This is a genomic window from Comamonas testosteroni (assembly GCF_000761245.1).
In the GTDB taxonomy this organism is placed as follows: Bacteria; Pseudomonadota; Gammaproteobacteria; order Burkholderiales; family Burkholderiaceae_C; genus Comamonas; species Comamonas testosteroni_C.
In genome coordinates, this window is record NZ_AWOR01000089.1 from 37204 (window position 1) to 62215 (window position 25012).

Sequence of the window (25012 nt, forward strand, 5' to 3'; positions counted from 1 at the left end):
TGGCCGCCTACTGCGGCGCGCCGGCGGCCTTGGCGTGCTGGGCGCGGGCCTTGAGCTCTGCATCGTCCTCGCGCCCGGTGGGCCAGCCTTGCATATGCTGCTGGGCAATATCGCTGAGTGCGGTGATCCAGGGCGCACTGTCGTTGAGGCAGTCTATGTACTCGAACTGCTGGCCGCCCGCATGCAAAAAGGCTTCACGCGCTTCCTGCTTGATTTCCTCCAGCGTCTCCAGGCAGTCGCTGGTAAAGCCGGGGCAGACCACGTCGACGCGCCGGGTGCCAGCCTGGGCCATGGCGATCAGCGAGGGCTCGGTATAGGGCTCCAGCCATTTGGCCTTGCCAAAGCGCGATTGGAAGGTCACCAGATACTGCTCGTTGCCGAGCTTGAGTCGCTCGGCCAGCAGGCGTGCCGTCTTGTGCGATTCGCAGTGATAGGGGTCGCCCAGATGCAGGGTGCGCTCTGGCACACCATGAAAGCTCATGACCAGCTTGTCCCCGCGACCATGGCCGCGCCAGTGGGCTTCTATGCGCTGTGCCAGCGCTTCGATATAGCCGGCATCGTCGTGGTAGCGGTTGACGAAACGCAGCTCGGGAATATGGCGCTGGGTCCTGGCCCAGTCGTAGACGGCGTCGAACACGCTGGCCGTGGTTGTGCCCGAATACTGGGGGTACAGCGGCAGGATCAGGATGCGCGTCGCGCCGTCTTTCTTGAGTGCATCCAGCTGGGCCGCAATGGACGGCGTGCCGTAGCGCATGGCTGGCAGCACCAGCACATTGTGGCCCCGCTCGCCCAGCCAGCCGCGCAGCAAGGTGGCTTGGCGTGTGGTCCAGTGCAGCAGCGGGGATCCGTCCTTTTCATGCCAGACGGTGGCGTACTTGGCGGCCGACTTGGCCGGACGGGTGCGCAGGATGATGCCGTGCAGAATCGGCCACCAGGCGAGCTTGGGAATCTCGACCACACGATCGTCACCGAGAAACTCCGCCAGATAAGGGCGCACTGCCGCAGCCGTGGGTGCGGCCGGCGTGCCCAGATTGCACAGCAGAATGCCGGTGCGTGCGGATTGATCGTGACGGAAGCGGGGTTCGGGCGCAAAGCGTGATGGCATGGCGCAATTGTGTCAGCTAATCGGATAGGCGCAGCCGCTCTGCGGCATTAGCCGGGCCGCTATTCTCTGGGGCATGCAATCCCAAGACACCACAGCCCCTGCCATTGAAACCCTTCAGCGCCTGCGCCACAGCGGCCAGATTCGCGCCATCAGTCTGGATCTGGACGACACGCTCTGGCCCATCTGGCCCACGATTGCCAAGGCAGAGGCCGTTTTGCTGCAGTGGCTCGCGCAGCATGCTCCCGGTACGGCCGAGCACCTGGGCGATACGGACAAGGTGCGCGCCCTGCGCCATGAAATCGTGGCATTGCGCCCGGATCTGAAAGCCGACCTCAGCGGCCTGCGCCGTGAGTCCATCCGGCTGGCGCTGAGCCGCGCCGGTGACGATCCTGCCCTGGCCGAACCGGCCTTTGACGAGTTCTTTGCCGCTCGCCAGCGGGTCGAGCTGTTTGACGATGCATTGCCGGCCTTGCAGTTTCTCTCGCAACGCTGGCCGGTGGTGGCCCTGTCCAATGGCAATGCGAATGTGCATGTGGTGGGCATCGGCGAGCACTTCCATGCCTCGTTGTCTGCCAGCGCAGCCGGCATGGCCAAGCCCGAGACGCGGTTTTTCCAGGCCGCAGCGGATGCGGCCGGCGTGGCCCCCGAGCATGTGCTGCACATCGGCGACGATGCGCAGCTCGATGCCCAGGGCGCCATGGATGCGGGTATGCACGCAGTCTGGCTCAACCGTGGGCAGGTAGCATGGCCTGGCGTGGGTCCTGAACCCCACGTCACAGTCGCCAGCCTTTGGCAGTTGTGTCAGGGGCTGGCAGATCGTTGACCGGGACGAGCGGGAGCAGTGCGGGTCAGCGAACAAGGACCGCCTATGCCTACCTGCCTGTCTGCCTGCCTTCTCACGCCGCCTCCGCTGGCACCTGTGCGAACCATTGCCTGGAGCCGGCCTCTGGTGTGGCTTTCCAGAGCCTTGCAGGACATCTCTAACGCTCCGTTAATCAGTCTGGCGCATGGTCTGGCCTTGATCCTGATCGGTGCAGCCATCCTGACCCTGGGGCACAATCGCTTCTGGTTGATGGCAGGCGCCCTGTCGGGCTTTCTGGTGGTGGGGCCGCTGGTGGCCACCAGCCTCTACGCCATCAGCCGGGCCATCGAGCGCGGTGAGGTGGCAGACTGGGGTCTGATCCGCCGCACCTGGACGCAGTGGCAGAGTTGCCATGCCACGGGCCGGGGAGGGTACTGGTGCATGGTTCGGTTCGGCGCCTTGCTGGCGCTGGCGGCCACTGGCTGGGTGCTGATTTCCGCGTCGCTGATCACTGTGATGTCGCCCGTGCGGGTGCAGACCCTGCAGGATTTCATTGCGCATGTGGTGCTGGCCAAGGACGGTCAACTGTTTGTGCAATGGATGGCTTTGGGCAGCTTTCTGGCTGCTCCGATTTTTGCGTCCAGCGTGGTGGCCATGCCGCTGATGCTGGACAGGCGAGTGACCGTGCGCCAGGCCGTGCTGACCAGTTGGTCCGTGGTGCTGGCCAACCCGGGCCCTATGGCCTTGTGGGCGGCGCTGATTGTGATGTTGACTTTGCTGGGCCTTGGCAGCTATTTGCTGGGGCTGGTGGTTGTGATGCCCCTGCTGGGCCATGCCAGCTGGCACGCCTATCGTGACCTGGTGGATGCTTCTGCATTCTCCGCCAGGGATGAAGCGATAGCGCCTGCCGTCTGAGCGCTGCACGGCCAGGGCCTGGCAAGGGCTGTAAGGACCTGGTTGTCGTGATATTCGGTTATACGGAAGAGCAGATTGCCCACTTTTTCCTGACCTGGGGCGTGGGCGCCTTTATCTTGTTCATGGTGTTCATCATCCTGCAGCTGGCGCGTCAGTCCAAGGCAGGCAAGTTCGGCACCTTTGTGATTTGCCTGGGTCTGGGCGTGGGCTTTGTGGGCTATATCGCCAAAATCATCATCCAGTGGTGGATCGAGAGTCATTGAGCTGCGCCACGAGCTGTGCCATAAGGTGCTGACCGGCTCAGTACATCGAGCAAGCCAGCCCCGCAATGAGGATCTCCCACCCCTTCCGAAAAGAAGGGGGAAGGCGAGGTGCCTGGGGGTTCAACCCGGTTTCACCTGTGCGCGTTTGAGCACTTTTTGCCAGCGGTTCTGCTCAATGCTGATGAACTGGGCAAACTGCTCTGGCGTGCTGCCAATGGGTTCGGCGGCGTCGCCCTGCAGGCGCTTGAGCGCATCGGGTGCCTTGACGGCCTTGGCGCATTCTGCGGCCAGCTTTTCCACATGGGCGCGAGGCAGGCTCGAAGGGGCCAGCATGCCGTACCACTGAGTCATCTCGAAGCCGGGAAAGCCCTGCTCGGTCACCGTGGGCACATCGGGCAGCTGTGGCAGGCGCTTGGTCGAGCCGGTGGCGATGCAGCGCACCTTGCCGGCCTTGATGAAGGGCAGCAGCGCGGCGGCGCCGACCGAGGCCGCATCAAGACGGCCCGAGAGCAGGTCGGTCATCATGGGGCCGGTGCCACGATAAGGCACATGGAGCATGAAGATGTCGGCCGTCATCTTTAGATATTCGAATGCCAGATGACCCGCACTGCCATTGCCGGCCGAGCCATAGCTGAGCTTGCCGGGGTTCTTCTTGGCATAGGCCACCAGATCGGCAATGTTCTTGACGGGCAGGTCGGGGTGCACCACATAGAGGCTGGGCACCTTGGCCAGCAGGCTCACGGGCACAAAGTCCTTTTTCGGGTCCCAGGGAAGCTTGTCGAAAATATAGGGGTTGACGGCCAGGGTGCCGATATGGCCGAGGATGACCGTGCTCTGATCATCGGCGCGAGCCACTTCCTGCATGGCGATATTGCCTGCGGCACCGGGTTTGTTGTCCACGAAAACGTTCTGACCAATGGTCTTGGACAGCTCGGCGGCGGTGGAGCGGGCCACGATTTCGGAGCTGCCGCCGGGTGCAAACGGCACGACAAAGCGGATCGGGCGGCTGGGCCAGCCGTCGTCGGCTGCACGGGCCATGCCGGGCAGCAGGCTGCTGCAGGCCAGGGCTCCGGCACCAGTCAGCAGGTGGCGGCGCGAGATGCTCAGAATCTCGCGAGTGGAATGGTCGAACGTGGATGCCATGTTGTCTCCGTTGCTTTTTGGCTTTTGGCGGCTGAGAGATTGCCTCTTCGGCCATGGTTGCAACTGTGGCTGTCAAATCGCTGTCAAACCGCCTGCGGCAGTGCGATCCGGGCATCAGGATTGTGCTGATAGGGTTTGCGCTAGAGCTGCTCAGTCCTGGTCCTTGCGGGCCAGTTCCTCGGCTGCCGCGAGTGCGCAGCGAACCGCGCCTTCAAGCGTCGCAGGGTAGGGGCCGCTCACATAGTCGCCGCAAGCCCAGAGGCCATGACCCAGCTCCAAGCCAGGGCGCTTCACGCCGGGTCGGCAGGCAAATGTGGCACGCTTTTCAACCACGGTCAGTACAGCTTGAATGTCTTGCCAGCCCAGTTGCTGACGGGCTTGCTCCAGCACCTGCTGTTCCAGGGCTTGGCGGTCCGTGCGGCAGTCGCTGACGACAAAAGCCATCAGACCTTGCTGGGTGCCATCGGAGGGCTGCAGATGCCCGCGGTCAAATACAAACTGGGCTGGAGCCTGCTCGCCGGGTTGCAGTGCCAGCCAGGGCAGTCCGGCGGCAAGGCGATGGCTGCTGCGTGCATAGACCGTGGCAATGGCCGTGTGCTCCAGCGCCTGCGCGCTTTGTGCCCAGTGCTGGTAATGCACGCCGTCGCGGGCGGGAAGTCGCAGGTCTTCGGCAGCCAGCAGGGCCAGGCGAGCGGCTTCCTGAGGTGGGCAGGCCAGCAGTACGGCATCAAAGCGCGATTGCTCCAGCTCTGCGGCAATGGCTGGGTTTGTGCAGCGCAGCAGCCATTGCTGGCCCTGGGGGCTCAGCTCCTGAATGCGGCTGGCCGTATGCACCGCATGGCCTCGGTCTTGCAGCCATTGCGCAGCCGGGACGGGAAACAGATCGCCCAGGCCGCAGCGCGGCACCAGAAAGTGCGAGCCGCCCGTGCCGGCGAACAGAGCGTCATGCAGCACGCGCAAGAAGATGCTGCCACTTGCCTGCACGGCCGGCAGGTTGAGCGCCGATACACACAGCGGCTCGATGAATTCATCGAGCAGGCGCTTTGGCAGACCGCTGCAGATATCGGCAACAGTTGCAGCATCTGCGCAGCGAAAGCCCTGAACGCGCCAGCGCAGGGCACGGCCCAGCAGGGCGGCACGTTCGCGCAGTGACCAGCCGCTGGCGCTGGCAATGCCGACGAGTGCGTCCAGCGGCGCCGGCAGGTTGGGGAAGGACAGGCCGCCGCCATCGGCGTAGCGCATGGCCAGTGGCCTGCGCAGCAAGGCTTGCTCCGGCGTCACGTCCACGACGCGCATGAGCCGCAGGCATTCGGCATAGGCGCCAATCAGAATATGCTGGCCGTTGTCGGCGATGGTGCAGCGTGGCAGTTCCAGATTGCGGGCCCTACCACCGAGCTGGCGGCCGGCTTCAAAAACCGTGGGCTGATGGCCGCTTAGCGAGAGCTGTACTGCGGCAGCCATGCCGGCCCAGCCGCCACCGATGATGGCAACTTGCATGGCGCTCTTACATGCGGCCCAGTGCCTGCATCTTCCAGACCAGCCAGAATTTGCGCAGCGGCGTGAGGCTGATGCGCTGGTGCAGCACCTGGAAGTTCTCGGACTCGATTTCACGCAGCAGGGTGCGGTAGATGCTCGCCATCATCAGGCCGGGCTTTTGTGCGTGCCGGTCGGCATCGGGCAGCAGGCCCAGTGCCTTGTCATACAGGCTGTGGGCGCGCTCGGCCTGAAAGCGCATCAGGGCCGTGAAACGGTCCGAGTACTCGCGCTTGTTGATCTCGTGGGCCTTGACGTCGAACTGCTGCAGCTCGCTGATGGGCAGGTAGATGCGGCCGCGCATGGCGTCTTCGCCCACGTCGCGGATGATATTGGTCAGCTGCAGGGCCTGACCCAGCGTGTGGGCGTATTCGGTGGTGCGCTCGTCGGTCTGGCCGAAGATGCGGGCGGCGACTTCGCCGACAACGCCGGCGACCAGGTGGCAGTAGCGCTGCAGACCGGCAAAGTCCAGATAGCGGGTCTGATCCAGATCCATCTGGCAGCCTTCGATGACGGCCTGCAGATGACGCTCTTCGATGCCATAGGTCTTGGCGTGGGGCATTAGTGCCTGCATCACGGGATGAGCAGACTGGCTGGTGAATGCCCTGTGTATCTCGGTCTTCCACCAGGCCAGCTTGGTGGCTGCCACGCCGGGATCTGTGACTTCGTCGACCACGTCATCCACTTCGCGGCAGAAAGCATAGAAAGCCGTGATGGCGGCGCGGCGCTCCTTGGGCAAGAAGAGAAAGGCGTAATAGAAGCTGCTGCCCGAAGAGGCGGCTTTATCTTGGACGTACTGATCCGGATTCATAGGGGGAGCATTGTCCCATGACGCGGGTTGTTGGCTGACACAACAGTGAAATGCGCGGCATGTGTCTGGTCGGACTTCAAATTCAATAGCGCCTTGCGCAGGCCTATAAGGGGTTTGGGGCTATCTTTACGATCACATGCGCACGGCTTGCCAGAGCATGGCGACCATATCGCGCTTGCCCAGCTTGATGCGCTGATAGAGGTTGCGCCCCTGCATGGCGTCCAGTCTGTCCAGCATGCGCAGGCCGCCTTGCACGACCAGACGCAGCTCCCAGCCTGTGCGGCCTGGCAACTGATGCACCAGAGGCGCGCCATGGTTCATGAGGCTGCGGGCCTGGCGGTTGAGCTCGCCGAGCAGGGCCTGCAGCTCGGGCGTCAATGCCGCTGCGTCCGGCCGGATGGCGCTTCGCGCAATGCCGTGGCGGGCCAGGTCGGCATCGGGCAGGTAGTGGCGCTGGCGTGGCAAGTCCTGGCTCAGGTCCTGCCAGAAGTTGATCAGCTGCAGCGCGGTGCAGATGGCGTCGCTTTGAATCAGTGCCTTGGCGTTGACCACGCCATACAGATGCAGCAGCAGGCGGCCGACCGGGTTGGCCGAGCGGCGGCAGTAATCCAGCAGCTGGGCCATGTCGGTGTAGCGGCTCTGGGCGGCCGTCATGCACACATCCTGCTCGAAGGCACTGAGCAGGTCGGTCAGCAATGACTTGGGCAGGCGATGGGCCTGGACCTGAACTGCCAGCGGGCCAAAGATATGCGGCCAGGCGGTACGCATCAGCATGGCGGCCTCGCCGGCGCTGCCTAGCTGCTGCAGATCGGCGGCGTATTGCTGCAACTGTTCCAGGCGCTGCCCGGCGCTGTGCTGGCCCTCGTCGGCCAGGTCGTCGGCGGTGCGCGCAAAGTGGTAGATGGCGGCGATGGGCGCACGCAGCCGTGGCGGGCACAGCCAGGAGGCGACAGGGAAATTTTCGTAGTGGCTGATGCTGGCCGGCGCGTTAGCGGCGGAGCTCGCTGGGGGCATATGGTTCACGCCCGTATTGTGGACCGGGTGGGCTTGCCGGCTTGCGGCAGCCCATAAAAAGACGGCGCAAAAGCGCACGTGCGTGCACAATCAGCGCTGACTTTGGTGCAGCGGCCTGCTCGGCGGCTGCGCTTTTCCTATTTTTACAAGCCCAGAACACCATGGCTGTTTCGTCTTCTCGTCGTTTTGCAATGTTGTCTTTGCCGCGCCGGCCTGCCGTGCCTTTGGCTGCGCTGTCCATAGTGGCGGCTGCTGTCATGTTGTCGGCCTGCTCCAAGAAGGAGGCTGCGCCTGAGCCGGTGCGCGCGGTCAAGCTGGTGACCGTGGGTGAGGGGCAGATCGAATCTGCCCAGGAATATTCGGGCGATGTGCGGGCCCGTGTGGAGTCTCGACTCGGCTTTCGCGTGGCGGGCAAGATCATCAGGCGCGAGGTTGAGCTGGGTCAGCATGTCAAGGCCGGACAGGTGCTGGCGCGCCTGGATGCGCGTGACTATCAGCTCAGTGCCGATGCCGCGCGCGCCCAGCTGGCCTCGGCCACCACGCAGCGCGATCTGGCCGAGGCCAATGCCAAGCGTTTTCGCACGCTGCGAGCCCAGAACTTCATCAGCGCCGCAGAGATGGAGCGCTACGAGGCCAATCTGAAGGCGGCCCAGGCCTCGCTCGATCAGGCCCGTGCCCAGCTCTCCAGCCAGTCCAATCAGGAGAACTACACCCAGTTGCTGGCCGATGCCGATGGCGTGGTCACCGCCGTGGAGGCCGAGCCCGGTCAGGTGGTTGCGGCCGGCACGCCGGTGGTGCGGATTGCCCAGGATGGCGCGCGCGATGCGGTGTTCAGTGTGCCTGAAGACCGGCGCAGCGCCATCAAGCCGGGGCAGGGCGTGAAGGTCAGGCCCTGGTCGAATGAGTCGCGCGTGATCAAGGCCCTGGTGCGGGAGGTGGCAGCCAGCGCCGATCCGGCCACACGCACCTATGTGGTCAAGGCCGCTCTGCAGGGAGAGGATCTGCCCGCATTGGGAGCCACCGTGCAGGTCATGCCAGAGGGCATGGGCGTGAGCCGCGAAGCCGTTGGCAGCCAGGTCATCAAGCTGCCAACCACGGCATTGCGCCAGGAGGGTGGCAACGGTCAGGGCACGGCCGTCTGGCTCTATGACGCGGCCAGCAGCTCGGTGAAGCTGCAGCCGGTGCAGATTGCCAGCGCCGACGGCAACGAGGCGGTGATTGCCTCGGGTCTGCAACCCGGAATGCAGGTGGTGGCCACGGGCGTCCATGTGCTGACCCCGGGTCAGAAGGTGACGGTGTATCGCGATAAATACGCCAAGCCGCTACAGAAATCTGAGTCAAATCAGTCTCAAGCGCACGTAAATAAAGCGCAGAATGCTCCTGAATCTGAAGCGTCTCAGCCTGCGGCTGCTGCGGAGGCGGGCAAATGAGCGGCACTGGACACAAAAAGACCGGTGGTGCGCATTTCAATCTTTCCCGCTGGGCGCTCGATCATGTAGCGCTGACACGCTATTTCATCGTCGTGCTGATGCTGCTGGGCTTTGCGGCCTTTTTCCAGCTGGGGCAGGACGAGGATCCGCCGTTCACCTTCCGGGCCATGGTCATTCGTACCTACTGGCCTGGCGCGACAGCCGAGCAGGTGGCGCAGCAGGTGACGGACAAGATCGAGCGCACGCTGCAGGAGGTGCCCTATGCCGACAAGATCAGCAGCTACTCCAAGCCCGGCGAGTCGCAAGTCATCTTTCAGGTCAAGGACTACTCGCCCCCCAAGGAAGTGCCGCAGCTCTGGTATACGGTGCGCAAGAAGGTCGGGGATATGCGCTACACCCTGCCGCAGGGCGTGCAGGGGCCGTTCTTCAATGACGACTTTGGCGATGTCTATGGTGTGATCTATGCGCTGCAGGCAAAGGGCTTCAGTTATGCCGAGCTCAAGACCCTGGCCGACGATGTGCGTCAGCAACTGCTGCAGGTGCCTGATGTAGCCAAGGTCGAGCAGTTCGGAGTGCAGGACGAAAAGGTCTATGTGGAGCTGTCGCACCGCGCCACCCAGATGGGGCTGAACCTCAAGCAGGTGCTCGATCAGCTCAACCAGCAAAATGCCGTGGCATCGGCCGGTACCTTGCAGACGCCTGCCGAAACCATTGTGTTGCGTGTGCAGGGGCAGTTCAACGACCTGGAGCAATTGCGTGCCATGCCCATCATCGGCCAGGGAGGAGCGCAGTTCAGGTTGGGCGATATCGCCGAAGTGCACCGTGGCTATGCCGATCCGGCCAATGTCATGGTGCGTTTTCAGGGTGAGCCTACGGTGGCCCTGGGGGTGTCCATGGTCAAGGGCGGCGACATCATTGCCTTGGGCAAGGCGCTGACGCAGGCCACGGAGCGCATCGCCAAAAGCCTGCCCGTGGGCGTGACGCTGAGCAATATGCAGAACCAGCCCAAGGCGGTGGCGGATTCGGTCAGCGAGTTTCTCCAAGTGCTGGTCGAAGCCGTGGTCGTGGTGCTTGCCGTGAGCTTTCTGAGCCTGGGCCTGCACAAGCGCCCGGGGCAGCATCCGCTGTGGAAGCGCTGGTATATCGACCCGCGCCCCGGACTGGTGGTGGGCATCACCATTCCGCTGGTACTCGCCGCGACCTTCCTGGCCATGTGGTACTGGAATATCGGTCTGCACAAAGTGTCGCTGGGCTCGCTCATCATTGCGCTGGGCCTGCTGGTGGACGACGCCATCATTGCCGTGGAAATGATGGTGCGCAAGATGGAGGAAGGCTACGACAAGTACCGCGCCGCCACCTTTGCCTATGAGATCACCTCCAAGCCCATGCTGACCGGCACGCTGATCACGGCTGCCGGCTTTCTGCCCATCGGCATGGCCAAATCCATGACGGGCGAGTACACCTTCGCCATCTTCGCGGTGACGGTGATTGCCCTGGTGCTCAGCTGGTTCGCCTCTGTGTACTTCGTGCCCTATCTGGGTCTGCTGCTGCTCAAGAAGCCGCCGCATGCGGCCAAGCTGCCGCCCGAGGTGGCGTCCGGTGAGGTGTCGGCCGAAGAGGCGGGAATCAACACCGATGCAGGCGAGCACGAGCTGTTCGACACGCCGTTCTACAACCGCTTCCGCCGCACGGTGAACTGGTGCGTGCAGCACCGCTGGCTGACGATCGGTGCGACGGTGCTGGTGTTCGTGCTGGGTCTGGCCGGCATGGGCAAGGTGCAGCAGCAGTTCTTCCCCGATTCCAGCCGTCCCGAAGTGCTGGTCGATATATGGTTCCCCGAGGGCACTTCCCTGCAGGCCAACAAGGAAGTGACACTGCGCGTGGAAAAACGCTTCTTGCAGCTCGACGGTGTGGAGTCCGTCAGCGAATGGATAGGCTCCGGAGCGCCGCGCTTCTATCTGCCGCTGGACCAGGTTTTTCCGCAGAACAACGTCTCCCAGTTCATTCTGGTGACCAAGGACCTGAAGGCGCGCGAGGAAATCCGCAAGCAGTTGCCGGCGCTGATGGCCGAGGAATTCCCCGAGGTGCGGGCGCGCTCCAAGCTGCTGCCCAACGGGCCGCCCGTGCAATACCCGGTGCAGTTCCGTGTCATGGGCTCGGACCCCACCAAGTTGCGAACCTACGCTGATGAAGTCAAGGCACTCATGCAGGCCAATGCCGATATGCGTGGCGTGAACGACAACTGGAACGAGTCCGTCAAGGTCATCCGCCTGCAGGTCGATCAGGACAAGGCGCGTGCTCTGGGGGTGACCAGCCAGTCGATCGCCGAAGCCACGGGCATGAACTTCAGCGGCACCACCGTGGGGCAGTTCCGTGAAGGCGACAAGCTGATCGATATCGTGATGCGCCCGCCCAAGCAGGAGCGCGATGCCATTACAGACATCGCGGCTGTCTATGTCACCACGGCAAACGGGCAGTCGATCCCTCTCACGCAGATTGCCAAACCCGTCATGGTCTGGGAGCCGGGCGTGATGTGGCGCGAAAAGCGCAACTTTGCGATTACCGTTCAAGGCGATGTGCGCGAAGGCCTGCAAGGTGCAACGCTGACCAACGAGCTGTTGCCGCAGTTGCGCAAGATGGAGGCTGGCTGGCATGCTGCAGGCGACACAGGCTATCGCATCGAAGTCGCTGGTGCCGTGGAAGAAAGCTCCAAGGGCTCCGGCGCCATCGTGGCGGGTATCCCGGTGCTGCTGTTTCTGACCTTCACGTTGCTCATGCTGCAACTGCGCAGCGTCAGCCGTTCGCTGCTGGTGTTTATCACCGGCCCCTTGGGCATCCCCGGTGTGGCGGCGGCCTTGCTGCTGCTGAATCGCCCCTTCGGCTTTGTGGCGCTGCTGGGGGTCGTGGCCTTGATGGGCATGATTCAGCGCAATTCGGTGATTCTGATCGACCAGATCGAAAGCGGGCGTGCCCGCGGCGTGCCGGCCTGGGATGCGATTGTGGAGGCGGCCGTGCATAGGCTGCGTCCCATCGTGCTGACGGCGGCTGCAGCTGTACTGGCCATGATTCCGTTGTCGCGCAGTGTGTTCTGGGGGCCCATGGCCGTGGCCATCATGGGTGGCCTGATCGTGGCGACTGTGCTGACCCTGCTGGCATTGCCTGCCATGTATGCAGCGGCATTCCGCATCAGAAAGGACACGGCCTGAGCCTGCATTGTGCGAAAGACTGCCGGTTTTGCGGCTAGAATCTGCGTCTTGACCTCAGTAAGCGTAGATTTGCGCATTGCTGACCGCGCGGGTGGCGAAATTGGTAGACGCACCAGGTTTAGGTCCTGACGGTGGCAACACCGTGCCGGTTCGAGTCCGGCTCCGCGCACCAGACACCGGCGGTCTCTGCTGCCTCAAGCCCGTAACCCCAAGCAGTTACGGGCTTTTTCTTTTCCCGCGCCGAGCATTGCAGGCGCGGTGTCAGCTTTTAAGGCAAACCCCTGATAGCCGATGACGGAGCCTGCGCGGCGCCTCGTTATAATGGTCGGCTTCGCCTGTTCCTGATTTGAACAAATGCCTGACGCCTGACGCTCGGGCAAATGACCGGGGCAGGCTCTGGAAATTTGTGGTGCCGCATGTCCGTGGGGATTCCTGGACTTGCGCGCACTGTGACTTTGCGCAACACGGTGCGGGTTGTTCTGCAATCTGCACGGTCCTCATCCCTCTTAGGAAAAATCATGGCCGTTAACGTTGAAACTCTTGAAAAGCTCGAGCGCAAGATCACGCTGAGCGTGCCCCTGTCGGCAATCCAGTCCGAAGTGGATGCCCGCCTGAAGAAGGTGGCGCGCACCGTGAAGATGGACGGCTTCCGTCCAGGCAAGGTGCCCATGAGCGTCGTGGCTCAGCGTTATGGCTACTCCGTGCAATACGAAGTGCTGAACGACAAGGTGGGCGAGGCTTTTGCCGCTGCAGTGAACGAAGCCGATCTGCGCGTTGCCGGTCAGCCCAAGATCACCGAGAAGGAAGGCGCTGCCGAAGGCGAAGCGCAATTCGAAGCCGTGTTCGAAGTCATGCCCGAAGTCAAGATCGGCGATCTGACTGCTGCTGAAGTGGAAAAGCTGTCCACCAACGTGGACGACGCAGCCATCGACAAGACCGTGGACATTCTGCGCAAGCAGCGTCGCACCTTCACCGAGCGCGCTGCCGGTGAAGCCGCTGTGGACGGCGACCGCGTGACCGTGGACTTCGAAGGCAAGATCGACGGCGAGACTTTCTCCGGCGGCAAGGCTGAAGACTTCCAGTTCCTGGTCGGCGAAGGCCAGATGCTCAAGGAATTCGAAGACGCAACCCGCGGCATGAAGGCTGGCGAGTCCAAGACTTTCCCCCTGGCTTTCCCTGCTGACTACCACGGCGCTGACGTGGCCGGCAAGACTGCCGACTTCCTGGTGACCGTCAAGAAGGTGGAAGCTCCCAACCTGCCCGAGGTGAACGAAGAGTTCGTGAAGACTCTGGGCGTGGAAGGCGGCTCCGTTGACGCCCTGCGCGACGACATCAAGAAGAACCTGGAGCGCGAAGTGAAGTTCCGCGTTCAAGGCCGCAACAAGCAAGCCGTGATGGACGCTCTGGTGTCCGTGGCCGAGCTGGATCTGCCCAAGGCTTCCGTGCAAGCTGAAGTGGGCCGCCTGCTGGAAGGCGCACGCGCCGAGTTGGAACAGCGCGGCATCAAGGATGCAGCCAAGGCTGAAATCCCTGAAGACATCTTCCTGCCCCAAGCCGAGCGTCGTGTGCGCCTGGGCCTGGTGGTGGCCGAGCTGGTCAAGACCAACAATCTGCAAGCCACGGCCGAACAGATCAAGGCTCACGTGGAAGAGCTGGCCTCCAGCTACGAGAAGCCCGAAGACGTGGTGCGCTGGTACTTCGGCGACCGCAACCGTCTGGCCGAAGTAGAAGCCGTTGTGATCGAAAACAACGTGACCGAGTTCGTCCTGGGTAAGGCTAAGGTCACCGATAAGGCCGTTTCCTTCGACGAGCTGATGGGTCAGGCCTAAGGGCTGGATCTTTATCGGTGCTTGCCCTAGGTGAGTTCCGATAACTTGAATTGCGGGGCTTGTGCTTTTGCGCGCAAGCCCCATTTTCTTTTCAGAATGCGGCTACAGTAGGCGCATAGCACTGGAGAAAACATGAGCGCATTGGATACATTGGGTTTGGGCATGGTGCCCATGGTCATTGAACAGTCGGGTCGCGGTGAGCGCTCCTATGACATTTATTCGCGTCTGCTCAAGGAGCGCGTGATTTTCCTGGTGGGCGAGGTTAACGATCAGACTGCCAACCTGGTGGTGGCTCAGTTGTTGTTCCTGGAAAGCGAAAATCCTGACAAGGATATTTCCTTCTATATCAACTCCCCTGGCGGCAGTGTGACCGCAGGCATGGCGATTTTCGACACCATGAACTTCATCAAGCCCGACGTCTCGACACTGTGCACCGGCATGGCTGCGAGCATGGGGGCTTTCCTGCTGTCGGCTGGAGCCAAGGGCAAGCGCTATGCGCTGCCCAATGCCCAGGTCATGATTCACCAGCCTCTGGGCGGTGCACGTGGTCAGGCGACCGAGATTGAAATTCATGCCCGCGAAATCATCAAGACCCGCGAGCGCCTGAACAAGATTCTTGCCGAGCGTACCGGCCAGCCTCTGGAAAAGATCCAGAACGACACCGAGCGCGACTATTTCCTTTCCGCCGATGAGGCTAAGGAATACGGCCTGGTTGACCAGGTAATCAGTAAGCGTTCCTGAAATGCATAGCACCGAGTCTCATGTCTGATTGGGCTTGCGGGTGCTAGCACTGAAAAACCTGGGAGCTGCTGACTGGCTCTCAGGACTTGCTCGGCGGCGTTTGTCCCTGATGGCCTACGCCGCCTTGTCTTTGGTTATCATTAATTTTCGTTTTTTCGTAACGAGGCACAGCCCCCATGGCCGATAAAAAAGGCTCTTCCACCGAAAAGAATTTGTATTGCACCTTCTGCGGCAAAAGCCAGCACGAGGTCAAGAAGCTGATCGCCGGCCCGTCCGTGTTCATCTGCGACGAGTGCATCGACTTGTGCAATGAGATCATTCGCGACGAACAGCCTGCCGCCGACGCCAAGGAAGGCCGCGGCGATCTGCCGACGCCTGCTGAAATCAAGACCAATCTCGACAACTATGTGATCGGTCAGGAGCAGGCCAAGCGCACGCTGGCCGTGGCTGTCTACAACCACTACAAGCGCCTGAACCACAAGGACAAGGCAGGCAAGGACGATGTGGAGCTCAGCAAGAGCAATATCTTGCTGATCGGCCCCACGGGTTCGGGCAAGACCTTGCTGGCTCAAACGTTGGCGCGTCAGCTCAATGTGCCATTCGTGATGGCCGATGCCACCACGCTGACCGAGGCCGGCTATGTGGGCGAGGATGTCGAGAACATTATTCAGAAGCTGCTGCAAAGCTGCGAGTACGACGTCGAGCGTGCTCAGCGCGGCATTGTCTACATCGACGAAATCGACAAGATCTCGCGCAAATCGGACAACCCCAGCATCACGCGTGACGTCTCGGGTGAGGGCGTGCAGCAGGCTCTGCTCAAGCTGATCGAAGGCACGATGGCCAGCATTCCTCCCCAGGGTGGACGCAAGCATCCCAACCAGGACTTTCTGCAGATTGACACCACCAATATCCTGTTCATCTGCAGCGGCGCGTTCGCGGGACTGGAAAAAGTCATCGAGAACCGCACCGAGGCCTCGGGCATAGGCTTTGGCGCTACCGTCAAGAGCAAGAAGCAGCGCTCCATCTCGGAGATGTTCCTTGAGATCGAGCCTGAGGATCTGATCAAGTTCGGCATCATCCCCGAGCTGGTGGGGCGCATGCCCGTAGTGACGGCGCTGGCCGAACTCAGCGAAGAGGCGCTGGTGCAGATCCTGACCGAGCCCAAGAATGCGCTGGTCAAGCAGTACAGCAAGCTGCTGGCCATGGAGGGGGTGGAGTTGGAGATCCGCCCTGCGGCCCTGAAGGCGATCGCCCGCAAGGCCCTGGCTCGCAAGACCGGTGCCCGTGGCTTGCGCTCCATCGTCGAGCAGGCACTGATCAGCACCATGTTCGAGTTGCCGACTGCCGAGAATGTGGAAAAGGTCGTGGTGGAAGAAGCCACCATTGAAGACGGCAAGGAGCCGCTGCTGGTTTACCGCGAAGCGGCCAAAAAGGCCTGATACTGTGCTTGTGTGCAAGGCGACCTTCCAATGGGCTCGCTTTGTCGCCTGTGGCTGAAAGGCAATGCCCCTGCGGCGGCAAAAACAATTTGCCCCCAGGGGTTGAAATACACCGGTAAGCGGACCATCTTCCGCTGAGAAACCGAGGATACCTATGTCTGGACAAACCCCTTTGCCTTCTACCGAGCTGGACCTGCCACTGCTGCCGCTGCGCGATGTGGTGGTGTTTCCGCATATGGTGATTCCGCTGTTCGTGGGGCGTGCCAAGAGCATCAAGGCTCTGGAGCTGGCCATGGAAGGCGACCGCCGCATCATGCTGGTGGCGCAGAAGACGGCCTCCAAGGATGAGCCTGCAGCGGAAGACATGTTTGATGTTGGCTGTGTCTCCACCATCTTGCAGATGCTCAAGCTGCCCGACGGCACCGTGAAGGTGCTGGTGGAGGGCCAGCAGCGCGCGCTGGTCAAGCAGGTCGCCGACGAAGAGTCTCACTTCACGGCGTCTGTGACGCCTGTGGAGCCCGAAGGCGATGCCCATGAGCAAAGTGAAATCGAAGCGTTGCGCCGTGCGGTGACCCAGCAGTTTGACCAGTACGTCAAACTCAACAAGAAAATTCCTCAGGAAATCCTGACCTCAATCGCCAGCATTGACGATGCCGGTCGTCTGACGGACACCATTGCGGCGCACCTGCCTCTCAAGCTCGAGAGCAAGCAGGCTGTGCTGGATCTGGTGGACATCAAGGAGCGTCTGGAAAACCTGTTCGAGCAACTCGAGCGCGAGGTCGATATCCTCAACGTCGACAAGCGCATCCGTGGCCGCGTCAAGCGCCAGATGGAGAAAAATCAACGCGACTTCTATTTGAATGAGCAGGTCAAGGCCATTCAAAAGGAGCTGGGCGAAGGTGAGGACGGTGCCGACATCGAGGAGATCGAGAAAAAGATCAAGCTCGCCAAGATGCCTGCCGATGCTCGCAAGAAGGCTGAGGCCGAGCTCAAGAAGCTCAAGCTGATGTCGCCCATGTCGGCTGAAGCTTCAGTGGTGCGCAACTACATCGAAGTGCTGACTGGTCTACCCTGGAGCCGGAAGACCAAAATCAAGCACAACCTGGCGAATGCCGAGGAAGTGCTGAACGAAGATCACTTTGGCCTGGAAAAGGTCAAGGACCGCATTCTTGAGTATCTTGCTGTACAGCAGCGTGTGGACAAGGTCAAGGCGCCCATTCTGTGCCTGGTGGGTCCTCCCGGCGTGGGCAAGACCTCGCTCGGACAGTCCATTGCCAAGGCCACAGGTCGCAAGTACGTGCGTATGGCGCTGGGCGGCATGCGAGATGAGGCGGAAATTCGCGGTCACCGTCGTACCTATATCGGCGCCATGCCCGGCAAGGTGCTGCAGAGCCTGGAGAAGGTTGGTACGCGCAATCCTCTGTTCCTGCTGGACGAAATCGACAAGCTGGGTATGGACTTCCGTGGCGATCCTTCGAGCGCTCTGCTGGAGGTGCTGGATCCCGAACAGAACAACAAGTTTGGCGATCACTACGTGGAGGTCGACTTCGACCTGTCCGACGTGATGTTTGTGGCGACTTCCAACTCCATGAACATTCCTTCGGCCTTGCTGGATCGCATGGAGGTGATTCGCCTGTCGGGCTATACCGAAGACGAAAAGACCAATATCGCCGTGCGCTACCTGCTGCCCAAGCAACTCACCAACAACGGTGTGAAGGACGGGGAGCTGGAAGTGACCGAAGCCGCGATCCGCGACATCGTGCGCTACTACACTCGCGAAGCGGGCGTGCGTTCGCTTGAGCGCGAGCTGTCCAAGATTTGCCGCAAGGTGATCAAGGGCTTGCAACTTGGCAAGCTTCAGCCCAAGGTGGAGGTGAATGCCGACAACCTCAATGAATATCTGGGCGTGCGCAAGTTCAGCTATGGCCGTGCCGAGCATGCCAATCAGGTGGGGCAGGTTGTGGGTTTGGCCTGGACCGAAGTCGGAGGAGATCTGCTGACCATCGAAGCAGCAACCATGCCAGGCAAGGGTGTTATTACGCGTACAGGTTCACTGGGTGATGTGATGAAGGAGTCGGTCGAGGCTGCTCGCACAGTGGTGCGTAGCCGCGCTCGTCTGTTAGGCATCAAGGATGAAGCCTTTGAGAAAAAGGACATCCATGTGCACGTGCCTGACGGCGCTACACCCAAGGATGGCCCCAGCGCCGGTGCTGCGATGACGACAGCTTTTGTCTCGGCTCTCACTGGCATTCCCGTGCGCGCTGATGTGGCCATGACTGGTGAAATCACCTTGCGCGGTGAAGTCACTGCAATCGGCGGCCTCAAGGAAAAGCTGCTGGCTGCTTTGCGTGGTGGTATCAAGACTGTGCTCATTCCTGAAGAGAATGCCAAGGATTTGCAGGACATTCCTGATAATGTGAAGAGCGGTCTGGAAATCGTTCCTGTGAAGTGGATCGATCAGGTTCTCAAGGTGGCTCTGGAGCGTGTGCCGGATCCTTTGTCTGAGGAAACTGTAGCTGCCGTGGCATCGACCGATGCCAAGCCTGTAGAGGCGGCCATCAAGCATTAAGCTTGTTTTGTGAAAATTGTGGCGTTTTTTCTGAGAGGGCTCAGAACTGCGCTACAATTCATCCATCGCAGCAAACAACGTTGTACAATGTTGGGCTTCGGTAGATATGCGGGAATAGCTCAGTTGGTAGAGCGATACCTTGCCAAGGTATAGGTCGACGGTTCGAACCCGTTTTCCCGCTCCAGGTTTTCAGAGCCTGTAGCAATACAGGTTCGCATCAAAAAGCGAAAGCTTTTTGAATGCGGGAATAGCTCAGTTGGTAGAGCGATACCTTGCCAAGGTATAGGTCGACGGTTCGAACCCGTTTTCCCGCTCCAGGTTTCAGAACCTGTAGCAATACAGGTTCGCATCAAAAGGCGAAAGCTTTTTGAATGCGGGAATAGCTCAGTTGGTAGAGCGATACCTTGCCAAGGTATAGGTCGACGGTTCGAACCCGTTTTCCCGCTCCAGGTTTTCGGGGCCTGTAGCAATACAGGTTCGCATCAAGAGGCGAGAGCTTTTTGAATGCGGGAATAGCTCAGTTGGTAGAGCGATACCTTGCCAAGGTATAGGTCGACGGTTCGAACCCGTTTTCCCGCTCCAGGTTTTTGTGATAGCGGCGCGATAGCAAAGCGGTTATGCCCCGGATTGCAAATCCGGTTAGACCAGTTCGACTCTGGTTCGCGCCTCCAGATTTCTCCAGGGAAATCAACAAAAAGGCCACCCTTGCGGGTGGCCTTTTTGTTTTTGTGCGCGTAAAAGCAATTAAAAACCGATGCTGACCGTGCGTCATATTCGGCCTCGCCATGCACCTGTACGTCCAGCCCAAGAGCCTCCTGCTCTTGCACGCAGCGTTCGATCTCGGCGTGCATGGCGCCTTGGTAGTGGGCGAAATCCAGGTGACCGGCCTTGAATTCGCCGCGTGCCTGGCGGATCTCTGCCGTCTGTGGGAAAGAGTCGATGGTGGTGATCGGGAAGGCTGGCAGCTTGAGCAGGCGGGCTTGCTTGGGGGGCGCGCTTCGTAGCTGCTCTGGCGCTGGCGCCAGTATGGCGCTGATCTGCCTGGCCGCAGCTTGCACCGCGGGGTTGTGGACGCGAGGCGATGTGCGGCGTGCAGCCAGAGCTGCAGCGTTGTCGGCCGGCTCGGCCGCGACAGTGTGCCGGCCATGGCGCAAAGCCTTGCCCAGCACGCGCAGCTCATCGAGCTTTTGCAGCGCATAGGCCAGCCAGGACTTGATCTCGGCATCGAGCTTTTGCTCGCTGCTCAAATCCCTGGGTACATGCAACAAGGAGCAGGATGGCGCAATCCAGAGATGCTCGACCAGTGGCTTCACCCAGTCGAGCACAGCATTCAGATCGGTTTTCCAGATATTGCGGCCGTTGATCACGCCCAGGGACAACACCTTGTGCGCGGGCAGCAGCCCCAGCAACTGCTACACATCGTCCTGACCATTGACGGCATCGATGTGCAGGCCGGCCACGGGCAGGTTTGCTGCCAGATACTTGTTCTCGGCCAACTGGCCGAAATAGGTCGCCAGCAGCAGCTTGACCCTGCAGCTCTTGAGGTGGTGGTAGGCGGTGTTGAACGCATGTTGCCAGTCGGCATCGAGTTCGGTGACCAGAATGGGTTCGTTCATCTGCACCCATTCCACGCCCTGGATCGCCAGCACATCCAGCAATTGGGCATAGACGGGCAGCAGGCGTTGCAGCAGTTCCAGCTTGCTGGTGCCGTCCTTGGTCTTGCCCAGTGCCGGATAAGTGACGGGGTCTATGAGTACGGGCTTGGCTGCTATGCCCTGCGCCCTAGCTTCGGCCAGTTGTTCCAGCAGGTGCGATGCATCGAGCTTGAATTCGGTGGCCGAGCTGAACTCGGGTACGATGTAGTGGTAGTTGGTGTCAAACCATTTGGTCATCTCGCCCGCGGCGACGCCAGCGCAGCAGTGGGTGTGGCCGGTACTGCGGGATTCGGTCGTGATCGCCGAACGGCCGCAGGCCGCGCGAAAGTAGTTGTCCAGCGCATAGCCTTCGAAGTCTTGCGCCCGTTCGGGCAGATTGCCCAGCGTAGAGCTCATGTCCAGTACCTGTTCGCAGAACGCGGAGTCGCCCACGGGCACCCAGTCCAGTTCTTGCTGGGCAGCACAGTGGCGTTGGCGCAGCTCGGCGCCCAGCGCCTTGAGTGCATCGCGCGAGGTCTCGCCTCTCCAGTAGGACTCCAGCGCGAACTTCAGTTCGCGCTTTGCGCCGATGCGAGGAAAGCCCAGGTTGTGAATAGTCGTCATGCAGAAATCCAGTCTTGTGATTTTTGGCCCATGGCCAGAGTGGCTCGGGTCAGCGGACTGGATGTTCTTGGAGTAGATGCATGAATTAAAATGGTCATATCTCATATATCCATGAATGGTGTTCACAGATGATTGAGCGTATCCATCTCGGCATCGTGCAAGAGGTTGAAAAACAAGGCTCTTTGACTGCGGCAGCCGATGTGCTGTGCGTCACCCAGTCCGCCCTGAGCCACAGCATGAGAAAGCTGGAGGCCCAGCTCGGCACCGATGTCTGGCTGCGTGAAGGGCGCAGCCTGCGCCTGACGCAGGCGGGCCAATACCTGCTGGCGGTGGCCAATCGCGTGCTGCCTCAGCTGGAGCTGGCCGAATCGCGCTTGCAGCAATTTGCCCAGGGAGAGCGCGGCAGCTTGCGCATCGGCATGGAATGCCATCCTTGCTACCAGTGGCTGCTGAAAATCGTCTCACCCTATCTGGCCGCCTGGCCCGATGTGGATGTGGACGTGAAGCAGAAGTTCCAGTTTGGCGGCATCGGTGCGCTGTTCGGCTATGAGATCGACATGCTGGTCACGCCCGATCCGTTGTTCAAGCCGGGTCTGCACTTTGAACCCGTTTTTGACTACGAGCAGGTGCTGGTCGTGGCGGTGGATCACACCTTGGCCCAGGCCGGTTATGTCAAGCCCGGTGATCTGGCTCGCGAGGTGCTGATTACCTACCCCGTAGCCGTAGACCGGCTCGACATCTATACCCAGTTTTTGCTGCCCAAAGGCATTGCCCCCAGGCGCCATAAAACCATAGAGACCACCGACATCATGATGCAGATGGTCGCCAGCGGCCGGGGTGTCGCGGCCCTGCCGCGCTGGCTGGCTCTGGAATACGCCGAAAAGATGGCCGTCGTACCCGTGAAGCTGGGCAGCAAGGGGATAGCCAAGCAAATCTACCTCGGCGCGCGCGAGGCAGAGTTGCACACCGACTATCTGCAGGCCTTTATCGCGCTGGCGCGATCACCTGGTCTGGCTTTGCCGGCTGCCGCACCTACGCAGATATACTTTTGAAAAGATAGCGGTAGTCGATTGCTTAATAAGCGATAGCGGCTGATTCACATGTTGGCGGCGGTCATGCCTGGTGCGGATGCCCGGTCGGCCTGCCGTCCGGCCTGCACGCCCCACAGCCACATGGCGCCGCCCGCCAGCAGCGTCAGCACAAACGATTGCTGTGCGCCCCAGTGGTCGATTAGCCAGCCGGCAGCGGCTGCACCCAGGGCCACGCCGCTGGCCAGGCCAGTCAGCAGCCAGGTCATGCCCTCGGTCAGGCGGTTGGCCTGTACCTGCTGCTCCACCAGGCTCATGGCCACGGTAATCGTCGGGCCAAAGGTAATGCCTGCCAGCAGCACGGCCAGCGTCAGCGCGGTCAGATTGCTGGCCAGCAGCAGGGGCAGGGCGGAGATGGCGACCGATGCCCCGACCCAGACGATCTGGCGGCTGAGCGGCATCTGCAGGCGCAGCGTGCCAAACAGCAAGCCCATGGCGCAGGAGCCCAGCGCATAGAAGGACAGCACCACGCTGGCCATGCCGGGCTGGCCCTGAGCTGTGGCGAAGGCCACGCTGGCCACATCGATCACGCCCACGATGACGCCTTGCGCCAGCATGAACAGTGCCAGCGTGCGCACCACAGGCTGGCGCAGCATCGACGAAGCCCTGTCTTTTTCCGAGTCGGCATGCGGGCTGACAGGTGGTTCGGTGCGGCGTTGCACCACAAACAGGCCTACGCCGATGATGAGGAACAGCGCCGCAGCCAGCGGGCCGGCCTCGGGGAACAGCAGCATGCTGAGGCCCACCGACAGCGGCGGGCCGACGATAAAGGCCAGGTCGTCGAGCACGCCTTCCAGCGCAAATGCCGTCTGCAACTGAGGTGTGCCGCTGTAGATTGCTGTCCAGCGGGCGCGGACCATGGCCGGCATGCTGGGCAGGCTGCCGACGGCAGCGGCCAGTACCAGCAGCAGCCAGTCCGGCCCTTGCCAGTGGGCACAGGCTAGCAGGGCCAGCATGGATAGCGCACTGCTGGCGGCTGCAAACGGCAGCACCCTGAACTGGCCGTAACGGTCAACCAGCGCCGAGATGCGCGGTGCCAGAACGGCAATCGACAGCGCGAAACAGGCCGACACCATGCCTGCCAGCGTGTAGGCGCCGCGCTGCTGCGACAGCATGGTGATCAAGCCAATCCCCGTCATCGACAGCGGCAGTCGCGCCAGCAGCCCGGCCAGCACAAAGCCCGTGCTGCCCGGCGCCGTGAACAGCTTGCGGTAAGCATTCAACATGGAAACCCTTGCATAGATTCATTTGCATACATTGTGTATGCGAGTGACATTCTAGGAGCTTGGGATGTAGCGCGTATGATTAGCATACGCTTTGTATGTGAATATTGCCGGGAGTTCGCAGTGACCCAAGTCCGCCAGAGTCGTGCCAGCATGATCGAAGCCACGCGGGCCAAGCTGATCAGCGCGGCGCGCAGCGCTTTCGCCGAGCATGGCTACGCCCAGGCAGCCATGGACGAGCTGACCGCGCAGGCAGGTCTGACGCGCGGTGCGCTCTATCACCACTTTGGTGGGAAGCCTGGTTTGCTGGCTGCCGTGGTGGCGCAGATGGATGAAGAAATGGACCAGCGGCTGGAACTCGTGCTGCGGGCCCATGCCGATCCATGGGAGGGCTTTCTCGCCTATTGCCGGGCCTACCTGGCCATGGCTCAGGAGGCTGAGATTCGTCGCATCGTGCTGCAGGATGCACGCTCTGTGCTCACCGGTACCGACCAGGGCCAGCAACACCAGCAATGCATTGCTTTTATTGCCGGCTTTTTGCAGCAGCTCATAGACCAAGGCGTCATCGTGAATGCCAGTGCGCCGGCGCTGGCAAGGTTGCTCAACGGCTGCCTGATCGAGGCGGCGTTCTGGATTGCCGAGGAGGGTGCTCCACCCGAGCGTCTGAATGAGGCCTTGCAGGCGCTGGATTTGATGCTGCAAGGCTGGAAGGCGGCGTGAGCCATTGCCAGAGCCATGCATGCAGCCATGCCTGCTGTGCTTTGCCCGCAGTAGCCAGAATGAGGATCGTTTTGACTGCCTGGGTGTTCTCGAGCTGAGGACATCAGCGATTTTGTGCAAGCGAACAATCCGGAATTTGCAAAGAGTCCGGGCTCGGAGACTTTACTGGATCGACGACCGGCCACATTCGAGTCGCCTGAGGTTTTCAGGGCGCTTCAAAGCGGTTGCTGGCGGCGGCGAGCAAGCTGATGCAGCAAGTCAGTCAGGCAGGTAAGGCGAGATATTGGCGATGGCCCGGGCCATATAGACATCTTTCTCACCCACGGGGGCCACGTAATGCAATGCACTCCTGGCGGCCTCGATCCCCTCGACACGGGCAATAAGCCATGCGGCAAGGTATTGCGCTGCCAGGCAGCCTCCAGCGGTAGCCACGTTGCCGTTTGCGAAGAAGGGCTGCTCCAGCACGCGAATGCCAGCCTCTTCAACCCAGGGCCTGGTTGTCAGGTCGGTACACGCCATCACGCCATCCAGCAAGCCGAGCCTGGCCAGTATCAGCGTGCCGGAGCACTGTGCAGCAATCAGCTGCCGTGCAGGGTCCAGCCTGAGCCTTGACATGAGGTCGGCATTGCGCGCGACCTCACGCGTATGCATTCCACTGCCCACGATGACCGCATCTGCTGCACTCGCATCCTCCAGAGTGGCCTGGGCTTCTATGACCACTCCGTTCATTGACTTGACGCGTGCGCTCGGGCAGGCAATCGACACCTGCCAGCCGGGTCGCTTGATGCGGTTGAGTATGCCTAGAGAAATGAGTGAATCGAGCTCGTTAAAGCCTTCGAAAGTCAGGATTGCGATATGCATTGGGATGTTCCGGATGTGAACTTGTATCAATGCTCATGCTAGAGATGAGGTCCAATACACTC

General features: G+C 61.2%; 18 protein-coding genes, 6 tRNA genes and 1 pseudogene. 17 read left to right on the top strand and 8 right to left on the bottom strand.

Annotation, left to right across the window (positions count from 1 at the left end; translation table 11 throughout):
• Positions 1-7 precede the first annotated feature (7 nt).
• Entirely contained in the window at positions 8-1105 is a 1098-nt protein-coding gene (hemH, locus tag P353_RS24260; protein ID WP_034375475.1) for a ferrochelatase, read from the bottom strand.
• Positions 1106-1178: 73 nt separating this feature from the next.
• On the opposite strand from hemH, the gene P353_RS24265 reads away from it, so the two are divergent.
• From P353_RS24265 to P353_RS24275, 3 genes are read left to right on the top strand one after another with little or no spacing between them, the layout of a single operon-like run.
• Complete coding sequence (locus tag P353_RS24265) at positions 1179-1928, top strand: HAD family hydrolase (protein WP_080750671.1); 750 nt, start codon at positions 1179-1181, stop codon at positions 1926-1928.
• 45 nt (positions 1929-1973) lie between these two features.
• Positions 1974-2822: a DUF2189 domain-containing protein gene (locus P353_RS24270; RefSeq protein ID WP_034375479.1), complete on the top strand. Its 849-nt coding sequence runs from the start codon at positions 1974-1976 to the stop codon at positions 2820-2822.
• 47 nt (positions 2823-2869) lie between these two features.
• Positions 2870-3085, top strand: coding sequence for a DUF2788 domain-containing protein (locus tag P353_RS24275; protein WP_003078455.1), 216 nt, complete (start codon positions 2870-2872; stop codon positions 3083-3085).
• Positions 3086-3205: 120 nt separating this feature from the next.
• Here P353_RS24275 and P353_RS24280 read toward each other — a convergent pair whose 3' ends face one another.
• The 4 genes from P353_RS24280 to hpnC all read right to left on the bottom strand — a co-directional run bounded on the left by P353_RS24280 (position 3206) and on the right by hpnC (position 7586).
• Entirely contained in the window at positions 3206-4228 is a 1023-nt protein-coding gene (locus tag P353_RS24280) for a Bug family tripartite tricarboxylate transporter substrate binding protein (RefSeq protein WP_034375481.1), read from the bottom strand.
• A 150-nt stretch (positions 4229-4378) separates the two neighbouring features.
• Positions 4379-5725, bottom strand: coding sequence for a hydroxysqualene dehydroxylase HpnE (hpnE, locus tag P353_RS24285; protein ID WP_034375484.1), 1347 nt, complete (start codon positions 5723-5725; stop codon positions 4379-4381).
• A gap of 7 nt (positions 5726-5732) precedes the next feature.
• Positions 5733-6572, bottom strand: a complete 840-nt coding sequence (gene hpnD / locus P353_RS24290) for a presqualene diphosphate synthase HpnD (RefSeq protein ID WP_034375486.1) — start codon at positions 6570-6572, stop codon at positions 5733-5735.
• A gap of 132 nt (positions 6573-6704) precedes the next feature.
• Positions 6705-7586 (bottom strand): squalene synthase HpnC, encoded by an 882-nt coding sequence (gene hpnC, locus P353_RS24295; protein ID WP_034375489.1) that lies wholly within the window; start codon positions 7584-7586, stop codon positions 6705-6707.
• Positions 7587-7777: 191 nt separating this feature from the next.
• Between hpnC and P353_RS24300 the strand changes: the two genes are divergently transcribed.
• From P353_RS24300 to P353_RS24355, 12 genes are all read left to right on the top strand, one after another.
• Positions 7778-9016, top strand: coding sequence for an efflux RND transporter periplasmic adaptor subunit (locus P353_RS24300; protein ID WP_034375491.1), 1239 nt, complete (start codon positions 7778-7780; stop codon positions 9014-9016).
• Positions 9013-12222, top strand: a complete 3210-nt coding sequence (locus P353_RS24305; RefSeq protein ID WP_034375492.1) for an efflux RND transporter permease subunit — start codon at positions 9013-9015, stop codon at positions 12220-12222. Before P353_RS24300 ends, P353_RS24305 begins: the two co-directional genes overlap by 4 nt.
• 85 nt (positions 12223-12307) lie before the next feature.
• Positions 12308-12394: transfer RNA gene (locus tag P353_RS24310), tRNA-Leu, on the top strand.
• Positions 12395-12740: 346 nt separating this feature from the next.
• Entirely contained in the window at positions 12741-14051 is a 1311-nt protein-coding gene (gene tig / locus P353_RS24315; RefSeq protein ID WP_034375495.1) for a trigger factor, read from the top strand.
• Positions 14052-14183: 132 nt separating this feature from the next.
• Entirely contained in the window at positions 14184-14792 is a 609-nt protein-coding gene (gene clpP, locus P353_RS24320) for an ATP-dependent Clp endopeptidase proteolytic subunit ClpP (protein ID WP_003068910.1), read from the top strand.
• A gap of 176 nt (positions 14793-14968) precedes the next feature.
• Positions 14969-16231, top strand: coding sequence for an ATP-dependent Clp protease ATP-binding subunit ClpX (clpX, locus tag P353_RS24325; protein WP_034375498.1), 1263 nt, complete (start codon positions 14969-14971; stop codon positions 16229-16231).
• A 154-nt stretch (positions 16232-16385) separates the two neighbouring features.
• Positions 16386-18800 (top strand): endopeptidase La, encoded by a 2415-nt coding sequence (lon, locus tag P353_RS24330; protein WP_034375500.1) that lies wholly within the window; start codon positions 16386-16388, stop codon positions 18798-18800.
• A 108-nt stretch (positions 18801-18908) separates the two neighbouring features.
• Positions 18909-18984: transfer RNA gene (locus P353_RS24335), tRNA-Gly, on the top strand.
• 57 nt (positions 18985-19041) lie between these two features.
• Positions 19042-19117: transfer RNA gene (locus tag P353_RS24340), tRNA-Gly, on the top strand.
• A gap of 56 nt (positions 19118-19173) precedes the next feature.
• Positions 19174-19249: transfer RNA gene (locus P353_RS24345), tRNA-Gly, on the top strand.
• Between the two features lie 57 nt (positions 19250-19306).
• A tRNA-Gly gene (locus P353_RS24350) sits at positions 19307-19382 on the top strand.
• 15 nt (positions 19383-19397) lie between these two features.
• Positions 19398-19471, top strand: a tRNA-Cys gene (locus P353_RS24355).
• Between the two features lie 102 nt (positions 19472-19573).
• Here P353_RS24355 and P353_RS24360 read toward each other — a convergent pair.
• Positions 19574-21058 (bottom strand): annotated as a pseudogene (locus tag P353_RS24360) (5-methyltetrahydropteroyltriglutamate--homocysteine S-methyltransferase); the annotation flags it as partial.
• Positions 21059-21186: 128 nt separating this feature from the next.
• Here P353_RS24360 and P353_RS24365 point away from each other — a divergent pair.
• On the top strand, positions 21187-22110 hold the full coding sequence (locus P353_RS24365) for a LysR family transcriptional regulator (protein ID WP_034375504.1): 924 nt from the start codon (positions 21187-21189) through the stop codon (positions 22108-22110).
• A 44-nt stretch (positions 22111-22154) separates the two neighbouring features.
• Here the strand turns inward: P353_RS24365 and P353_RS24370 are convergent, their stop codons facing one another.
• Positions 22155-23372, bottom strand: a complete 1218-nt coding sequence (locus tag P353_RS24370; RefSeq protein WP_034375507.1) for an MFS transporter — start codon at positions 23370-23372, stop codon at positions 22155-22157.
• A 150-nt stretch (positions 23373-23522) separates the two neighbouring features.
• Here P353_RS24370 and P353_RS24375 point away from each other — a divergent pair, with 150 nt between their 5' ends.
• A complete protein-coding gene (locus P353_RS24375) occupies positions 23523-24089 on the top strand; it encodes a TetR/AcrR family transcriptional regulator (protein WP_034375510.1) in 567 nt (188 codons plus the stop codon).
• A gap of 258 nt (positions 24090-24347) precedes the next feature.
• On the opposite strand, the gene P353_RS24380 is transcribed toward P353_RS24375, so the two are convergent.
• Positions 24348-24950, bottom strand: a complete 603-nt coding sequence (locus P353_RS24380; protein ID WP_034375514.1) for a DJ-1/PfpI family protein — start codon at positions 24948-24950, stop codon at positions 24348-24350.
• Between the last annotated feature and the right edge of the window lie 62 nt (positions 24951-25012).